Here is a 17,052-nt window from a genome sequence, read left to right on the forward strand (position 1 = left end):
CTGAGGGCATGCAGCCACGCACGCCAGCATAGCCAGACCGAAAAGCGCGGACAAGGCCGCGCCTGATCGCCGGGCGCTGCCGCCACGCGAAATCGGCGTGGGCGGTCCAGCGGTCGATCGACCGGCACGGCCACGCTCTCGCGCCGGCCGTGGATACCCTAAGTTCGACTTGGTCCCCGCGTCGCTCGGGCATAATTTTGCCACTTCAAACTCTTTGAGCATGCATGTCCATGTGGCAGATCGATCAGGTGACGCTACGCTTGTTCATCGCCGTATGCGAGGAAGGCACGATCGCTCGCGCGGCCGAGCGCGAGTTCATCGCGCCATCGGCGGTCAGTAAGCGGCTCGCCGACCTCGAGGCGCTGGTCGACGTCGCGTTGCTCTCGCGCAGCCAGCGCGGCGTGCGCGCGACCGCCGCCGGCGAAGCGCTGCTGCGGCATGCGCGACTCATCATGCGCGGCCACGAACGGCTGCAGGCCGAACTCAGCGAATACGCGGCCGGCGCACGCGGTCATGTGCGGGTGCTGGCGAACGTGTCGTCGATGGTGGAGTTTTTGCCCGAGGCGCTCTCGGCGTTCCTGAAGGCTAACCCGCAAATTCGCGTCGACGTCGAAGAGCGCGTGAGCACGGAGATCGTGCGCGGTCTCGAAGAAGGCGTCGCCGATCTCGGCATTTGCCGCGACATGGTGTCGATGGGCAGTCTGCACGTCGTGCCGTATCGCGCCGATCATCTCGCGCTGATCGTGCCGCGCGATCACCCGCTCGCCAGCGCGACCGAAGTCGGCTTTGGCGAGACGCTGGCCTTCGATCATCTCGGACTCGCGTCGAACGCATCGGTGAATGCGCTGATGCAGCGCATCGCGGCCGAGAAGGGTGGTGAGCTCAACTATCGAACCTACGTGTCGACGTTCGATGCCGCCTATCGCTTCATTCAGGCCGGCCTCGCGGTGGCGATCCTGCCGCGCGAAGCGCTGCCCCGTCATGCCGCCGACGAATACGGCATCGTCGCCGTGCCGTTGCGCGAAGCGTGGGCCGAGCGGCGCTTCGTGATCTGCATGCGCGAGCGCCACGCGCTGACGCTGGCGGCGTCGCATCTGCTGGAGCATTTGCTGCACGCGGCTTGATACGAAGTAGACCGCGATGCGTGGCCGCGGGTCCGCAGGCGACGTTACCCGTTTTGTTCCCTGATGTGCTTCCCGTTGTGTTTCCTGTTCGCCACATCCCCTGAGAAGCCCTTAAGGGTTTTGCCTGGACGCCCGCCCACCCCCGTCCCGTCTGCCTGAGCCGCCATCGCGAGCGGCGATGGAGTGCGTCGTCAACGCAGACTTTGCGACGCGCTCGCGCTTAGGCACGCTGTCACCCAGTTGCTTCATTGCCCGCGTCCTCAGCGGGACTCAAGACCGGGAACCAGAACCATGAGTGACACCCAGGAGCGCGTCGTCGTGACTGAAGTCGGCCTGCGCGACGGCCTGCAAAGCATCGACCGGATCATGTCCACTGCGTTCAAGCGACGCTGGATCGACGCCGCCTATGCCGCCGGTGTGCGGCATATGGAAGTCGCGTCGTTCGTGCCGGCGAAGTTGCTGCCGCAAATGGCCGACGCCGACGACGTCATCGCCCACGCGCGCACCTACGACGATCTGATCGTGACGGCGCTGGTGCCGAATCTGAAAGGCGCGCAGCGCGCGCTCGACGCCGGCGTGCAGCGGATCGTCGCGCCGATCTCGGTGAGCGTCGCGCATAGCCTCGCCAACGTGCGAAAAACGCCCGCGCAGATGATCGACGCGTTCGCCGCGATGCGCGAACTGATCGACGGTGCGCTCAACGCCGGGGCGCCGCGCGTCGAACTGATCGCCGGTTTGTCGACGGTGTTCGGCTGCACGCTGCAAGGCGCGGTGCCTTATGCGGACATCGCCGCGCTAGCGCGTGCCGCCGTGCAGGCAGGCGCCGATGTGATCGCGCTTGGCGACACGACCGGCGAAGCGACGCCGCGTCAGGTCGGCGAAATCATCGAGCTGGTGCGCGATGTCGCGGGCGACCGCCTGCGCTCGCTGCATTTTCACGACACGCGCGGCCTCGGCCTCGCCAACACGCTGGTCGCGCTGCAGCACGGCATCCGCGAATTCGACGCGTCGCTGGCCGGTCTCGGCGGCTGTCCGCATGCGCCGGGCGCGACCGGCAACGTCAACACCGAAGACCTCGTGTTCATGCTCGACAGCATGGGCTACGACACCGGCATCGATCTCACCCGGCTGCTCGCCTCGCGCGCCGTGCTCGCCGACGCGTTGCCCGGCGAACCGCTATACGGCTATCTGGCGCGCGCCGGTCTGCCGAAGCAGTTCGCGGCGGCCCGTGAACGCTTTGCATCTTCCCGAGCGTCTGCCCAATCTTGCCAACCTTCCCAATCTTCCAGCCCGCAGGTACTGCAATGAATCCGCTTTCGTCTTCGTCAGCTTCCTCCTGCTCCGCGCCACAGCAACAGGCGTTGCCGCTCGCCGGCATTCGCGTGATCGAGTTGTCGCACATGGTGATGGGCCCGACCTGCGGCATGATTCTCGGCGACCTCGGCGCCGAAGTGATCAAGGTCGAGCCGCCGCGCGGCGACGGCACGCGCCGTCTGCTCGGCACCGGCGCGGGTTTTTTTCGCACCTTCAATCGCAACAAGAAGAGCGTCGCGCTCGACCTCGATAGCGAAGCGGGACTGGCCGCGCTGCACGAGCTCGTCGCCAGCGCCGATGTGTTCGTCGAGAACTTCAAGCCGGGCCGCATGGCGAGTCTCGGGCTCGACTATGCGACGCTGCGCGAGCGCCATCCTAAGCTCATCTACGTATCGCACAAAGGCTTTCTGAGCGGGCCCTACGAACACCGTCTCGCGCTCGACGAAGTCGTGCAGATGATGGCCGGCCTCGCCTACATGACCGGGCCGGTCGGCCGTCCGCTGCGTGCGGGCAGCTCGGTCAACGACATCATGGGTGGCATGTTCGGCGCAATCGGCGTGCTGGCCGCGTTGTACGAACGGCAGGCGAGTGGGCGCGGCAAGGAAGTGCAAAGCGCGCTGTTCGAGAACTGCGTGCTGCTGTGTGCGCAGCACATGCAGCAGTTCGCCGCGACTGGCGTGCCCGCCGCACCGATGCCCGAGCGCATCAGCGCATGGGCCGTGTATGACGTGTTCGCGCTCGCCAACGGCGAGCAGATGTTCATCGCCGCCATCGGCGACGGGCAGTGGCGCGCGCTGTGCGCGATTCTCGGCCGCGATGACCTGCTTGCCGACCCGCGTCTCGCGACCAACAACGATCGCGTGCTGGCGCGCGACTGGCTGCTGAAAACGCTCGGCGAGAGCCTGAGCCGTTTCGAAGGCGCGGCGCTCGCGCCGCTGTTCGAGCGCGACCACATTCCGTTCGCGTCGATCACGAAGCCCGAGCAGCTGTTCGACGATCCGCATCTGAACGAGAGCGGCGGCCTTGCCCGTCTGACGCTCGACGACGGCAGCGAAACCAGCATGCCGTTGCTGCCGATCTCACTGGACGGCGCGCGTCTACAGCCGCGCCAGCCGATCGCGAAGATCGGCGAGCACACCGCTGAAGTGCTGCGCGGTCTCGGCTATGACGAAAGGCAGATCGCGGCGCTGGGCGGCAGCGAAGTTTGAACCAGATCGAAGACAAGAGGAGACAGACGATGAAATCGTCGCATGAGACGGTGTACGCAACAGCGATTAGCGACGCCGCCGGGCTGGGCGGTTTGCCTGCGGACGCGGGCGCGTCGGCAGGCAGCCGCACCGACCAGATCGCGCTGGACGGCGCGCGCATTGCCGCGCGGCTCGACCGTTTGCCCGCCACGCGTTCGATCTGGAAGCTGGTGATGCTGCTGAGCCTTGGGCTCTTCTTCGAACTGTATGACCTGATGTTCTCCGGCTATATCGCGCCAGGGCTCGTGCGCAGCGGCATGCTCACCGCGACCACGCATGGTCTGTTCGGCACCACCGGTGTGGCGAGTTTCATTGCCGCATTGTTCGCGGGCCTCTTCATCGGCACGGCGGCGTGCGGCTTTCTCGCCGATCGCTTCGGACGGCGCGCGATCTTCACGTGGTCGCTGCTGTGGTACACCGCGGCGAACATCATCATGGCGTTTCAGGACACCGCGCTGGGACTCAATCTCTGGCGTTTCATCGCGGGGATCGGCATCGGCGTGGAGATCGTCACGATCGGCACGTATATCTCCGAACTCGTGCCGAAGCATATTCGCGGTCGTGCGTCGGCCTGTTCGCAGGCAGTCGGTTTCTGCGCGGTGCCGATCGTCGCGTTTCTGTCGTATCTGCTGGTGCCGCATCGTTACTTTGGTCTCGACGGCTGGCGACTGGTCGTGCTGACTGGCGTGGTCGGTGCGATCGTGGTGTGGTGGATCCGCCTCGGCTTGCCCGAAAGCCCACGCTGGCTTGCGCAGAAAGGCCGGCTCGAGGAAGCCGACGCAGTGATGACGCGCCTCGAAGCGCGCGTCGAGCGCGAATATCGACGCAAATGCGCACAGCCCCTGCCGGCGCCCGCCTCGCCCGAGCCGGTGCGCGCACGCGCGGCGTTTCGCGATCTGCTGGTGCCGCCGTATCGCCAGCGCACGCTGATGCTGATCATCTTCCACGTGTTCCAGACGATGGGCTATTACGGCTTCGCCAACTGGATTCCGACCTTGCTGATCAAGCAGGGCATCACGATCACGACCAGCCTGATGTATGCGAGCATCATCGCGCTCGCCGCGCCGCTCGGGCCGTTGTTGGGCTTGCTGATCGCCGACCGTTTCGAGCGCAAGACGGTGATCATCTGCATGGCGGGAGTCAACGTGGTATGCGGTCTGGCCTTCAGCCAGGCACGCGAGACGGTGTTGCTGGTGAGCCTGGGCGTGTGCCTCGTGCTGGCGGGCAACATCATTTCGTACAGCTATCACGCGTATCAGGCCGAACTGTTTCCGACCAGTATCCGGGCGCGCGCCGTGGGGTTCGTCTATTCGTGGAGCCGGCTCTCGGCGATGTTCTCCGCGTTCGTGATTGCAGCATGCCTGAGCCGCTTCGGCGTGAACGGGGTGTTCGTGTTCATCTCCGGCGCGATGGCCGTGGTGATGGTCGCCATCGGCACGCTTGGACCGCGAACGCGCAATGTCGCGCTGGAGGATATATCCAGGTAGAAGCGGGCAGGTGGGCAGGTGACGGACGATGTGAGCGACGGACAGACGGACGATTTGAGAAGCGGCCCGCCTCGTGATGAACTGAACCCCAGGAGTTGGACATCCATCCACGCTCCTGGGGTTCAGTTCATGCAGGCGGGCCGCTCTTCTTAATGCTTCTTCGGCGTTGCCGAAATGGTCGGTGCTACGCGGCTCGGTGGAGCGCCGGACGGCGATGTGGCGGGCTGCGGCTTCTTCGCCTGCTTCGGCTTCTTGGCCTCGCGGGTACTGCGCAATTGACTCTTTGCCATGATGGCCTCCCAACTGGCTGGTGCCCCTCAGTGGAGCAGAGAGCTAGTGTGCGCTGATTTCGCCGTCATTGCAGAGGTTTCTGCCGCGTGCGGCCGCGAGCCGGTTCGGACGACGCGGATCAAACCGCGCCGTGTGTTGTCGCCGCGCGTTGTCGCGCGTTGTCGAATTACATGCCGACGTATCCAACCGGAACCGTCGCATTGGCGCTCGCCACCGACGCATTGTTCGACACCACGTACACCGGCGACTCGGTCAGGTTCAACGTGAGCATGCCGTTGCTGTAGTTCGCGCTGGTCGCGTTGCCCATCATGTCGACTACGTTCACGGTGCCGCTCGTGCCCGGCGCATCCACCGCGAGGCTGTACGGCACGCTATAGGTCGAGCTGAATCCCGTGCTCGCGCTCCACACGTTGTTGCTGTGCGTCCACAACGCGGTGATCACGGCGCCCCCGCCCACCTGCTGGAACGCGTAAGCGTAGACGCCGCTCGGCGTGCCGTTCACGGGGCCGAGCGTGGTGGTGCCGTCGAGCGTGTGCGTCATCGTGCTGATCGCCATCGCGACCGGCTTCGGGCTGATGTTCGGCGCGCCGAAGGCGCCTTGCGCGTCGGTCAGATCGAAGAACGTGCCGTAGCCGACCTCACCCGGATAGTCCGCGCCGTAGAACACGTAGGTCTGGTTCGCCCCTTCGCCGAGCGTGATGATGTGCATGCGCGCCGCGACCGCGGCTTGCGCGTACAACACGTTCGCGCTCGGATAGTTCGGACCGTACGAGCTGCCGAGGTCGTAGCTGATGCCGGCTTCCGTCGAGAGCAGCTTCATGCCCGTCCGATAGTCGGTCGCCATTTCCGCGCGCAGGTTGCGCATCTGGCCGCGCAACGAACCGTCGGCCGTGGACGGATCGCTGTCGTAGCGCTCAGGCGGATGCGACGGCGAGGTGCCCGCGTCGTAGTAGCCATGCGTGGCCACCGCGTCGATGTACTGCGCGAAGCCGAGCGGCGCGAGGCGTTTCAGGTGCGACGTGGTCAGGCTCGGGAACGCGTCGGTCGGCCCCATCACGACCGCGTGCGGATCGGTCGAATGAATGCCCTGATAGACCGCCTTGTACAGCGCGACGAAGTTGGCGTCGGTGTCGGCCCACATCTGGTTCGGCTCCCACGTCACCTGGTAGTAGTTGGCCGACTGGGTCGGGAAGTACGCCGCGCGAATCGCATTCGATTCCGTGCCGACGCGGCTCATGTAGCTCTGGTAATACGACAGGTTGGCCGGCAGAGTCGTGTCGTCCTGGAACGCGCCGGTGCTGCTCGCCCATGCGGGAATGCCATCGAGACGGATCAGTCGCATCACGTTGCCGGGCTTGTAGAACGAATCGAGATTGTCGGCCGACGGGTTGAACGTGTTCGGTCCGTTCGGTTCCGTGCCCGACAGCTCGCGGTCGTCGATGGTCGACGAAATGCCCAGCGCAGCCAGCACCGGCCCGTTGTCGTTCGCGCCCTGCATGCCGAAGCGATGCTGCTCCTGACGCGCGTAGGTGACGGCGGGAACGATGCCCGAGAGGTTCGGCGCCACGCCGAAGGTCGCGATGCCGACCGGGCGCGTGCCCGCTTGCGGCAACTGGCCGCCGTTTTGCGCGAGCGTGCCGGTCGCCGCGAAATAACCGGCGAGCGTGGAGGTGCAATTGAACGTGATGGTCTTCGAGCCGCCTGGTACAGGCGTGCTGCCGCTCGCCGCGACCTTGCCGAGCGTATCCGTGACTGCCCAGTTCAGGGTGTCATCGCTCGGCGCGTTGGTGCTGAAGACGAGATTGAAGGTGCTGCCGTTCGCGAAGATGCGCGTGCCGTCCGCGCTCGGCGTGTCGGCGGAAATCGTCGCGCTGCCCGAGCCGGCCGACGTCGCCGGCGACGTGCAGCTCAGCTTCGCCGCGCTCGTGCTGGCGGCGTTCAGCGCCATGGAATTGCTGCTGCCAGCGGCAGTCGAGCCGGCTGAGCTGCTGCTACTGCTAGCGTTCTTGCTGCCATTGGCCTGGGTTGCCGCGGTGCTGCTGGAACCGTCACTGCCGCCACCACCGCCGCATCCGGCGAGCACGAGGGAGAGGGTCGAGAGTAGGAGGAGTTGCGATTTCATCAATCTGTGAGCCATGTTTTAGCGGACATTCGTCCGTCTTCGCGCGGCGCGCGCCGGAAGACGACTGAACGTCGGGTTCATCTGCAAGCCAGCCGACGACGGAGGTTCGACTGGCGTCCTGGGGCGCAACCCTTGGGTTGCTGAAGCTCATGGCTTCGCGGTTGCAGGCGCCGCACGCGTTTCTCAGTGGAGAAATTCAGGTCGAACGAATCCACGCCGCGTAGTGCGGCGAATCTGGCGGAATCGGACGACCGGGGAGGTGCGACGAAAACAACCGATGACTTGACGAGCAGTGCGATTTAAATCGCAGCGCTTGGATCAATAGCGGTGACTAACGAACTTTTTACTGTTCTGTAAGCCTGTGGCGGCATGAAAAAGAAGAATCGCCCGCAACGATACGCATTAGTATTTTTAAAAGAAGTAACGAGTCGTTACATATGAACAATGGTCAGGTATTAGTTGCATCGTTCGGACGAAAAAAGAGGCCGGAGGAAAGCAGTATTTTTCCGCCAGCGCGAACCTCGTTCCGACGCTGAATTGAAACGGACATCTAACTATCAAGATCGGACAAAAATGCCCACGAAATGGGCGCTAGCGCTCATTGCATAGCCGAATAAGTCTTGGACTTGGCGTAATAGTGCTTGGCCTTCGGTGTAAGGTTTTCTCGCGACACTGAATTCGCAGCGCACCTGTCGCTGTCGTACGGAGACAATGACGCGTTCCGCACAGACGCGTCATCAAACGAAGGTGGGATGCCGATGCCAGTCGGGGGCCATGGGTTCAGGGCGTGCGTTTCCATCCGCTGCGCAAAAAATAGCGGTTATCCAAAGGGATAAATCGTGAGGATTCTTCAGCTGGTTCACGCACCGCGGCTATCCGGGGCAGAAATACTCGTAAAAGGTGTCGCCATTCATCATCAGCGCGCGGGCCATGAAGTCTGCATCACGTCGCTGCTGCCTCAACAGGACGACTTCGTCCATATTCGCGCCGAATTGCAGGCCGCGGGCGTGACCTGTCTCTTTCCAGAGGTTCATTACGGCAGGCTGGGCAAGCTGCTGCATCTATATCGTGTGGTGCGTCAGTTCCGTCCCGACTTCATCGTCGCGCATGCGACGCTCGCGGCGCTGTATGTCCGGCTTTTGCCGGTGCATACGCCGATCGTGTGGGTCATGCATTCCGGCGTCAACGACTTCGAGAACGGTGCGCTCAAACGGGCCGAGCGTCTGTTGTCGCGCCGTGCGCGGGCCATCATCGGGGTGTCACAGAAAAATCTCGACGACTACCTGCGGGAAATTGGCAGACATCCGTCGATGGTTGTGATTCCTAACGGTGTCGATGCATCGCTATTCGCGCAAGAGGACGAAGTCGCCGCGCCGGCTCTGGAAGTACCGGCCAAGCAGATCGTTCAGATCGGCCGCTATATCGAAGGCAAAAGCCAGCTGGACACGATCCGTGCATTCGAGCGCGTGTTGCGCAGCGAGCCGGACGCGCATCTGCTGCTGTGCGGCGTCGTCGAAGATATCGACTATCACGCGGCGGTGGTGTCGCTCGTCCGTCAGTTCGGCCTGGAGAACAAGGTGACGGTAGCGGGACCGCGCTCCGATGTGGCCGCGCTCCTGCGATGCTCGCGCGTGTTCGCGATGCCTTCGCGCTTCGAAGCGCAGAGCATTGGTTTTCTCGAAGCGCTGGCGTCGGGTATTCCTGTCGTGGCGAGCCGGATTCCGTCGTTCGGCTTTGCGAATGCATTCGCGGGCGTGAGTCTGGTCGATACGACCGACGCTGACGCGTATGGCCGCGCACTGCTGAACGCGCTCCACACGCCGCGTGCGAACCGGCAACTGGCGGGCTATACGCTGCATGACACGGCCGACAGCTACATGTCGATCGCGCGCAAGTTCGTGCAGCCGTTGCGGGTCTCGGCCTGATTACATCGGCCCGATTCTCAGGCTCATTCCCAGGCCCATTCCCGCCAATCCGGCCGGCTCGCGCTACTGCGCGAGCCGGTCGACGCGCACTGTCTCCGAGAAGAGTCCAGGCAGCTCGCCGAGTTCCTGTGCGGCCCCGAGCGCGAAGCCGTCACCCGACGCATAGGGATAGCGCGACAGGGCCGGTGCGCCGCCGGTGAAATAGAAATCCCCAAGCGTCGCATCGGCTCGTCGGTACAACACGAGCGCCGCGCCGCGCTGGTCGCGCACGAAGGCCGGAAACACATCCGACCACGCCATGCCATGCAATGTCGCGGATTCGACGGGCACGCTCGCTGGGCTATCCATGTCGAGCGTGGCGATGTCGATCATCGCGTCGTCGTTGGCTTCGTCGAGATGCGGGCTCAGCAGGATCAGCGTGTCGCTGCCTTTGCCGTGCACGGCACCGATTGTCGTCTTCACGAAGCCGGGCACGAAACGCGCCGGCAACGGGCGGCGTTCGCCGATGGTCATGCGGGCGCCGTTGTTCCTGATCGGCGTGAGTGCGAGCCGGCCGTCGACGCTCTCCACCGCGACCAGCGACACGCGCGAACCCATGGTCTGCAGCGGCAGGAAATCGGCGTTCCGCTGCAGGGTCCTCGCCTGCGCGACAAGCTTAGGCGCCAGGCCGGTGGTCCCCTGCGAAGCTGCGACCCACAGATCGAGCCCGCTGTCGGATCGCTTCTGCGCGATCAGCACGCCGGCTCGCCGCGTTGCCGCGAAATCCGCCGCCACGTATTGCTGCGTCAATTCGGGCTTGAATGCGCTGGTGGTTTGCAACCACAGGCGCGGCACGTCGAAGCGTTCGCCAGTACTGCGAAGCAACCAGAATGCGGTGCCACCCTGACGCGCGGTGATGACCATCAGGTCCTGCTTGCCGTCGCCGTCGAAATCACCGAGCACGAAGCGCGCGCTGTCGAAGCATAGCGAGTCGGCGGTGCAACTCGGCGCGGTGGCGCGCGGATCGAAAGGCACCGCGCTCGCGTACCAGAGGACCGGCGGCGCGGCTTTCGTGAGCGAGGCGGCATACACGTTGAAACCCGGACCATCGTGTTGCCGCTGCACATACACGGCGGCCTCATCGCCCGTACCGGTGATGTCTCCGTACATCGCGGTGGCGAGCCTCAGATCGTTGGCCTGAGCCTGTTGCCTGGCGGCCCAGCGGAAGCGCGTGGTGAGCGACGTGCAGCCGCGCATCGTCAGCTTGCCGCCGCTCTCGCCGAGGCAATGCCGCTGCGGCGTATAGACGAGGCCGAAATCCCATGGCGTCCAGCGCTGCGCCGTGTCCCACTGATCGCAGGTTTCGGAAACCAGATAGCCGTCGCGCTCGGCGATGCATTGCGACGTCGCCACGCTCACGAGCGCGGCATTGCGCGTATTGCCGGGATACACGCTCAGCGGTTCCCAGCGCCATTGCTGCGCGGCCGAACCGTCGCACGCGGCGAGCGTCGGCGCCGCGCCAGCGCCCGCGGATGTCACGCAACGGCTCGCCGCCGCGTTGAACAATTGCATAGGATGCGCCTGGAAATCCGCCACGCGCCGTCCGGTGTAATCGGCAAATGCATAGCGGCGCGCGACCCAGTTGCCGTCCCATTGAAATTCGCCGAACACATGCGACGATTCGCTGCCGTCGATCGAAAAGTAGCTGGCGACAATGTCACGCTTGCGCTGCACTTCTGCCGGTGCAAGGTTGGCGGGCCAGCCGCCGGTCGGGTAGGTGACGTGGTAGACGATCGGCACGCTCTTGCCCAGAGTCTGGGCGACGTGACGCGTAATGCGCGCGGCAAAGATGTGATCGGGATGCTCGATGAACGGTACGGTATCCGGATTGAGCGTGTAGATCTGCGATGCCTGCGCGAGGATTGCTCTCAGCGTGGCCGACAGGGAATCGCGATCGTATTTCACACGTCCGGTGCCGTCCCCATTCATCGGGTAGGTGAAGAGCGTGGCGCGCTGCTCCCATAGCAGACCGAGCGGCACACGGCCGCCGCGCACGCCGCCGCCCGGCAGACGCAATTCGAGCAGGCGCACCTGGGGCTTCGCCTTCAACACCATCTGATGCACGAGCTTGCCGGCAAGCGGGATATTCGATTCGGCCCATTCGTCGGGCACGCCCGCCATCCGTGCGTAGGCGAGCCGCGACGCCCGCTCGCGAGTCTGCACGTAGGCGAAGTCAGCGCCGTTGGCGCCGCCGATCAGATGGACGGTGGTCACGCACCATCCGGCGTCGAGCCGCTCGTTGATCGCGGGGTCCACGAACAGCAGATCATCGTCGAGATGGGCGACCACCGTGATCAGCGTGCCTGCGCCGCAATCGGCCGCGCGTGCGGGGCCTGCGCACAAGGCGAAAAGAAACAGCACGAGAAAGGCAATGGATGAACCGCGAACGAGCCTGGTTACCGATGATCGCATGGTGATTCGAACCCCTGACAGTGGGCTCGATCATACTTCAGCGGAATCGCGCGGCACGTGGGCGAACTCACAGTCGGCTTCACGTTGTGGGCTGCGCACGGGCAGGCGCGGCGTCACGGCGTTATGGCGTTGCGTGGCAGAACCGCTTTAGCGGAAGTACGCCTTGGTGTTCTCGTGGACGTCGGTGCGTACAAGCAGTTCGGATGGCGTGAGCCAGAGATACTCGCTGTGCTGGTCGAGCCGTCCGATCGGTGCCGCGCTGGTCAGCGACAGCGCATAGGCAAGCACGATGTAATGCGTCGACACGTGCGGCTCGGCCGCGAAGTTATCGCTGTAGTGGTGTTCGAACACACCTTCGAACCGCGCGGCCGCGCGTGTCAGATTCGCGAGGCCCAATTCGGCGTCGGCAATGCGCGCGAACGCGGCGTCGAGTGTTTCGTTTTTTTGAATGCGGCCGCCCGGCACGAACCAGGTGCCGCGCGCCGGGCGGTTGCGGCGATGGCCGAGCAGGACGCGCCCGTCGGCATCGCTGACGATCAGATCGATCGCGACCAGTGGTGTCAGACGCACTACGTCAAGAAAATCGCTCTGGGTCAGCATGAGTTCTCCAGCAGGTCGGGCGCTGATCAGGCGCGCAATGTTCCCCGAGCGATGCGCGGGGTGTGGATCGATGCATTAGGAATCCTGATGATGCTCGTCATTCCGTGTGAGCCGGTCCGACACGTGTGCCAATAGCAACACGAGCAGCACCGCGCAGATCGTCACAAAGAGGAACGCCCCGATCATTGCAGCCAGTATCAGCATTATCCATGCAAGGCCGTTCATCTGTGCCGCTCCAGCGTATTGTCAGGCATGCTAACCCGCTCGGGCGGCGATGCTATGTGCGGCAGCCAGCGCCGATTCCGTCACCTGACGCCGAACTATCGTCACATCGCGCCACTAATGCGCCACGTAGCCCTCGGGTGTTGTAACGGCGTCCCTGAACACGTCGGCATGGCTGGAGACCACGTATAGCGGTGCGGGCGACAGCTTCAGACTGGCCAGGCCGTCGCGGTACGGCACTGTTGTCGCGTTGCCCATCATGTCGAATGCCGTCACTTCGCCGCTCGTGCCGGGCGCGTCGACCCGTAGCCGATAGTCGACGCTCAGGTTCGCGTCGAAACCTGTTTTCGCGTTCCAGCGATCGTTGTCGTGCGTCCAGAGCGCGGTCACGATCTTGCCGCCGCCGAGGCGGCGAAACGCATACGCGTAGACGCCTTTGGGTAGACCTTTGAGCGGCCCGAGCGTGTCGGTGCCATCGACGATGCGCGTCATCGCCGCCACCGCGAGCGCGGCCGGCTTCGGACTGATGTGGGTCGGACCGAAAGCGCCGGCCGGTTGATCGAGCTCGAAGAAAATTCCGTAGCCCGATGCGGTCTCCGGCATATCGGCGAGATAGAACACATAGGTCATGTCCGCACCTTCGCCGAGCAGGATCAGATGGGTGCGCGCGACGACCGCGGCCTGCGCATACAGCACGTCCGCAGCGGGATAGTTCTTGCCATACGACGCGCCGATGTCATAGCTGATGCCTGTTTCGGTGACAAACAACGGTGCGCCGGGTTTGAGGTACTGACTCAGCTCGTGACGCAGCGCGCGCATCGAAGCAGGCAGCGCACCTGCGACGGTGCCCTGATTGGCGGTATCGGCGACCCGTTCGGGCGGATGCGAAGGTGTCGTGCCGACGTCGTAGTAACCGTGCACGGTCATGCCGTCCATATAACGGCCGATGCCGAGTGGGCCGAGACGGCGCATCCACGTCACGTTGCCTTGCACCGACGAATACGTGAGGCCCATCACCACCGCATGGGGATCGGTCTGATGGATGCCTTCCCAAACGGCCTTGTACATCGCGATGAAATTCGCGTCGCTGTCGCGCCACGGCAGTCCGCCATCGGCATCCGGCTCCCATGTCACCTGATAGTAGTTTTCGCGCTGACGCGGGAAGTAGGTCGTGCGCACACGGTTCGACTCGGCGCCGACTTTCGCCATGTAATCCCTCATCTGCGCAAGCGAGGTCGGCGCGTAGCTGTGTGTTTCCTTGCCGGTTGGACTGACCCATTGCGGAATGCCGTCGAGCTGGATCAGCCGCATGATGTCGCCGCGTCGGAAGTAGGGGGTGAGCTGCCGCGTGGCCGGGTCGAACGTGCCGGTTTTTTTCGGCTCTTCCATGTACCAGTTGCGATTGTCGTTCGCCCACGCGAGACCGAGCGCGGTGTAGACCGGGCGGTAGCCGTCGCCGTCGCAGCAGTGCTGACCGGGCGCCAGATACGCGGTGCCCTGGCCGCCGAAGCGATGCAAATCGTCGTAGGGAAAGCGCACTGCGGGTAACACGGACGAAGGGTCCGGCAGCACGCCGAAGGTGGCGATGCCCGCGGGACGCGTGCCGCGCGATTCCAGTTGTCCGTGCGCGTGTTCCAGCGAGGCGGAGACCGCGAAGTAGCCGGCCACGGTGGATGCGCAACCGAGCGTCGACAGCGTCGCGCCCGCCGTCACCGGAAAACGTCCACTGGCCCGCACGACATTCCAGCTATCGCGGATCTGCCAGACGAGCGTGTCGTCTTGCGTCGGCCGGGTCGTGAAGGCCAGCGCGAATGGCTTGTTGACGGCGAAGAGGCGCGTGCCGTCGCCCGGCGTGTCGGCTTCGAGCAGATCGCCATTGGCCGCGGCGCGTACTGGCGACACAGGCGCTGAGCAACGCATGCCTGATCCGGGTGGCGCTTTCAGATCAATCGGCGCCGCGCTCGCACGGGATTGCGCAGATGCATCCTTGGCTGTCGCTGTCGCTGTCGCTGTCGCTGTCGCGGGTGCGGGTGCGGACGGCGCGCTGGTATTGGCCGCGGTTTGCGCCACCGCACAGCGCTTTTCGATGCCGGGCGCCGGATCGCCGAATACGCCGTTGTTGCACTCAGCGCTATTCGTGAACGTCTTCACGACATGCTGTTCGGCCGTGCCATACAGCACGTCGCGTGTTCCGTCGAAGCGGCAGGTGCCGTATTCCGCCGCGCACGGCGTCCACTTTCTGCCCTCGGCAGTGATGTCGGCGTGGCTTTCGCTCGCCGGCTCTGGTGACGCGGCATGGACCGCGCTGCCGTGACTCGCCGCGAGGCCGAGCACGAAGAAGACGGCTGCCGCAGCGCCGACGCGCAGCGCTCGTCCATAACCGGCAATGGCAATGGCAGTGGCAACGGCAATGGCTCCGGTGAGCGTTCGCAAAGCGCGGTATTCGCGTGGATTCGACATGGGTCCCCCGTCCTGTTCGCTGCATCTTCTGCCGGCGACGATCGCCTGCGATGCGTCGCCAAATTGCTAGATCACCAGGTCAGAACGGACTGCGTTCACTCGCACGGGCAATCTGTTGCGCAAACCGCATAGTGTATTTCCGCAATCCGTTGGCGGAATTGAGCCGCTCTTCGATCGGCACAATCCGCCATTGGCCCACCTATTGCGGGGCGGGCTAAAGTTGTCTTATATCCGTGTTTCACGATTGAAACATTAATCGCAGTGTTTATATCCGCTTTATCCAATAACAACCAATTAAATAATTTGACGCCCCGTAAGGTGCTTATATTAGACACTTGATTCTCCAATTGTGCCCCGCCTGGTATCTGGCGGGAAAAATCCGGCGCACGGCCCGTCAGCGAGCGCTGGTGCGGCGAGCGGGCTGTACTCATTCTGCCGGCACAGCGGCAAGAAGTCACTTCAAATGTGCGAAATAACGGGCGGATCAAATCGTAAGTCCGTCTTTTTCGAGTGGCCCCGTAGTGTGCGCTGGCGTACGCAGGCGATTTTTCATTTGCATTAAGATTTGCGGACTACCTATTCATTCCTATGTGGAATCGGCCATTAATTCATTGATAGGCCGTGCCGTCGGGAAGGTGTTCCGAATCCCAATGACGGGCCACTTCATCGATGCGCCAACATGTCGGCAGTTTCGGTCATGGCGGCTAAATGCTGGAATGTCCGTCGCACTGATCCGTTGTAGAGAGTCAGCCCTGTGCGGCCATCAAGAGTGAAGGGTAGCTCCGCTTTCTGTAGAGAGGATGACTATGACCTGCGCGAGTCTCGAGTCTGCCATGCTGCGCTGGGTGCATGCTCCGAACAAGGGTATGCGTCGCATCGCGATACTGATGTTCAACGATTGCTCGCTGCAGGGCGCGGGCGTCGTCGCCGAGGTGTTTCAGACAGCCAATGAAATGGCTTCGCCCGGCTCGGGTGGTTGGTTGTACGACGTATCTTTCCTGTCTGCCGACGGCGGCATGGTGACGTCTTCATCGGCGCTGCGCGTCTGGACAGACGGACTCGATGCGCGGCATTTCGGCGGCTTCGATGCGTTGTTTATCGCGGGCGGCAAGGGCGCCGGCGCGGCCGCCACTGACGAGCGGCTGATCGCGTGGCTGCGCCGCATTCGCCGCAACACCGGCATGATCCGGCCGATCGCGGAAGGACGCGCGTTGCTCGAGATGGCTTACCTGTCCGACGGCAAGGACAGCGGTGACATCCGTGCGCAGACGAATGGCGCACATCATCCAGCGTCGGGCGCCGATGGCGGCGACCGCCTGGAATCGATGAGAAGCGCGCTCGCGATGATCAAGCGCGATCTCGGCGGCGCAGTTGCGCGCACGGTGGCCGAACGCCTGCTCGCCGATTCGTGTTCGAACCTCGCGCCGCTGCTCGGCGAAGACGGCGGCTTGAGCCCTGGCGACAAGGTGCGCGCGGCGGCGCGCTGGCTGCAGGAGAACTGCCAGCAGTCCATTTCGATCGCCGACGCCGCGCAGTTCGCGGCGATGAGCGAGCGCAACTTTTTGCGTCGCTTCAAGATGGAAATGGGCATCACGCCGTCCAGCTTTCTGCTGCACGAGCGTCTCGCGGTGACTTGCAGCCTGTTGACCGAATCGGAATTACCGGTCGACAAGATTGCTCGCCGCACTGGCATGGGCAACGGCGACCGCCTCGCGAAAGTATTCCGCAAGCGGATGAGAATTTCTCCCACCGAGTTCAGGATTCAAAGCCGGCGCATGGTCGGCCAATAGCATACGAGCGACCCGGCCT

At 63.9% G+C, this 17,052-nt stretch carries 12 protein-coding genes; 6 read left to right on the forward strand and 6 right to left on the reverse strand.

What is annotated here, in order from left to right:
- Positions 1–230: 230 nt before the first annotated feature.
- The 4 genes from BN2475_RS18090 (at position 231) to BN2475_RS18105 (ending at position 5,172) form a co-directional block, all read left to right on the forward strand.
- Positions 231–1,124, forward strand: a complete 894-nt coding sequence (locus BN2475_RS18090; RefSeq protein WP_094780871.1) for a LysR family transcriptional regulator — start codon at positions 231–233, stop codon at positions 1,122–1,124.
- 291 nt (positions 1,125–1,415) lie between these two features.
- Positions 1,416–2,432, forward strand: a complete 1,017-nt coding sequence (locus tag BN2475_RS18095; RefSeq protein ID WP_094780872.1) for a hydroxymethylglutaryl-CoA lyase — start codon at positions 1,416–1,418, stop codon at positions 2,430–2,432.
- Positions 2,429–3,646, forward strand: coding sequence for a CaiB/BaiF CoA transferase family protein (locus BN2475_RS18100; RefSeq protein WP_094780873.1), 1,218 nt, complete (start codon positions 2,429–2,431; stop codon positions 3,644–3,646). The genes BN2475_RS18095 and BN2475_RS18100 overlap by 4 nt, the downstream gene beginning before the upstream one ends.
- A 29-nt stretch (positions 3,647–3,675) precedes the next feature.
- Positions 3,676–5,172 carry an MFS transporter gene (locus tag BN2475_RS18105; RefSeq protein WP_094780914.1) on the forward strand — a complete coding sequence of 499 codons (1,497 nt, stop codon included), beginning with the start codon at positions 3,676–3,678 and terminating at the stop codon, positions 5,170–5,172.
- A gap of 149 nt (positions 5,173–5,321) precedes the next feature.
- Here BN2475_RS18105 and BN2475_RS34680 read toward each other — a convergent pair whose 3' ends face one another.
- Together BN2475_RS34680 and BN2475_RS18110 are read right to left on the reverse strand one after the other, a co-directional pair.
- A complete protein-coding gene (locus BN2475_RS34680) occupies positions 5,322–5,462 on the reverse strand; it encodes a hypothetical protein (protein ID WP_162844487.1) in 141 nt (46 codons plus the stop codon).
- Between the two features lie 167 nt (positions 5,463–5,629).
- A complete protein-coding gene (locus BN2475_RS18110; protein ID WP_162844488.1) occupies positions 5,630–7,585 on the reverse strand; it encodes a hypothetical protein in 1,956 nt (651 codons plus the stop codon).
- Positions 7,586–8,424: 839 nt separating this feature from the next.
- Here BN2475_RS18110 and BN2475_RS18115 point away from each other — a divergent pair.
- A complete protein-coding gene (locus tag BN2475_RS18115) occupies positions 8,425–9,510 on the forward strand; it encodes a glycosyltransferase family 4 protein (RefSeq protein ID WP_094780875.1) in 1,086 nt (361 codons plus the stop codon).
- Between the two features lie 63 nt (positions 9,511–9,573).
- On the opposite strand, the gene BN2475_RS18120 is transcribed toward BN2475_RS18115, so the two are convergent.
- From BN2475_RS18120 to BN2475_RS18130, 4 genes are all read right to left on the reverse strand, one after another.
- On the reverse strand, positions 9,574–11,961 hold the full coding sequence (locus BN2475_RS18120; RefSeq protein WP_094780876.1) for a PIG-L family deacetylase: 2,388 nt from the start codon (positions 11,959–11,961) through the stop codon (positions 9,574–9,576).
- A 147-nt stretch (positions 11,962–12,108) separates the two neighbouring features.
- Entirely contained in the window at positions 12,109–12,561 is a 453-nt protein-coding gene (locus BN2475_RS18125; RefSeq protein ID WP_094780877.1) for a GDP-mannose mannosyl hydrolase, read from the reverse strand.
- A gap of 75 nt (positions 12,562–12,636) precedes the next feature.
- Positions 12,637–12,786 (reverse strand): hypothetical protein, encoded by a 150-nt coding sequence (locus BN2475_RS34685; RefSeq protein WP_162844489.1) that lies wholly within the window; start codon positions 12,784–12,786, stop codon positions 12,637–12,639.
- Positions 12,787–12,900: 114 nt separating this feature from the next.
- The gene (locus BN2475_RS18130; RefSeq protein ID WP_094780878.1) at positions 12,901–15,243 is read right to left on the reverse strand and encodes a hypothetical protein; all 2,343 of its coding nucleotides are present in this window, start codon (positions 15,241–15,243) and stop codon (positions 12,901–12,903) included.
- Positions 15,244–16,049: 806 nt separating this feature from the next.
- Here BN2475_RS18130 and BN2475_RS18135 point away from each other — a divergent pair.
- The gene (locus BN2475_RS18135) at positions 16,050–17,033 is read left to right on the forward strand and encodes a GlxA family transcriptional regulator (protein ID WP_094780879.1); all 984 of its coding nucleotides are present in this window, start codon (positions 16,050–16,052) and stop codon (positions 17,031–17,033) included.
- The last annotated feature ends 19 nt before the right edge of the window (positions 17,034–17,052 follow it).

The sequence above is a fragment of the Paraburkholderia ribeironis genome (assembly GCF_900019265.1).
Lineage (GTDB): Bacteria > Pseudomonadota > Gammaproteobacteria > Burkholderiales > Burkholderiaceae > Paraburkholderia > Paraburkholderia ribeironis.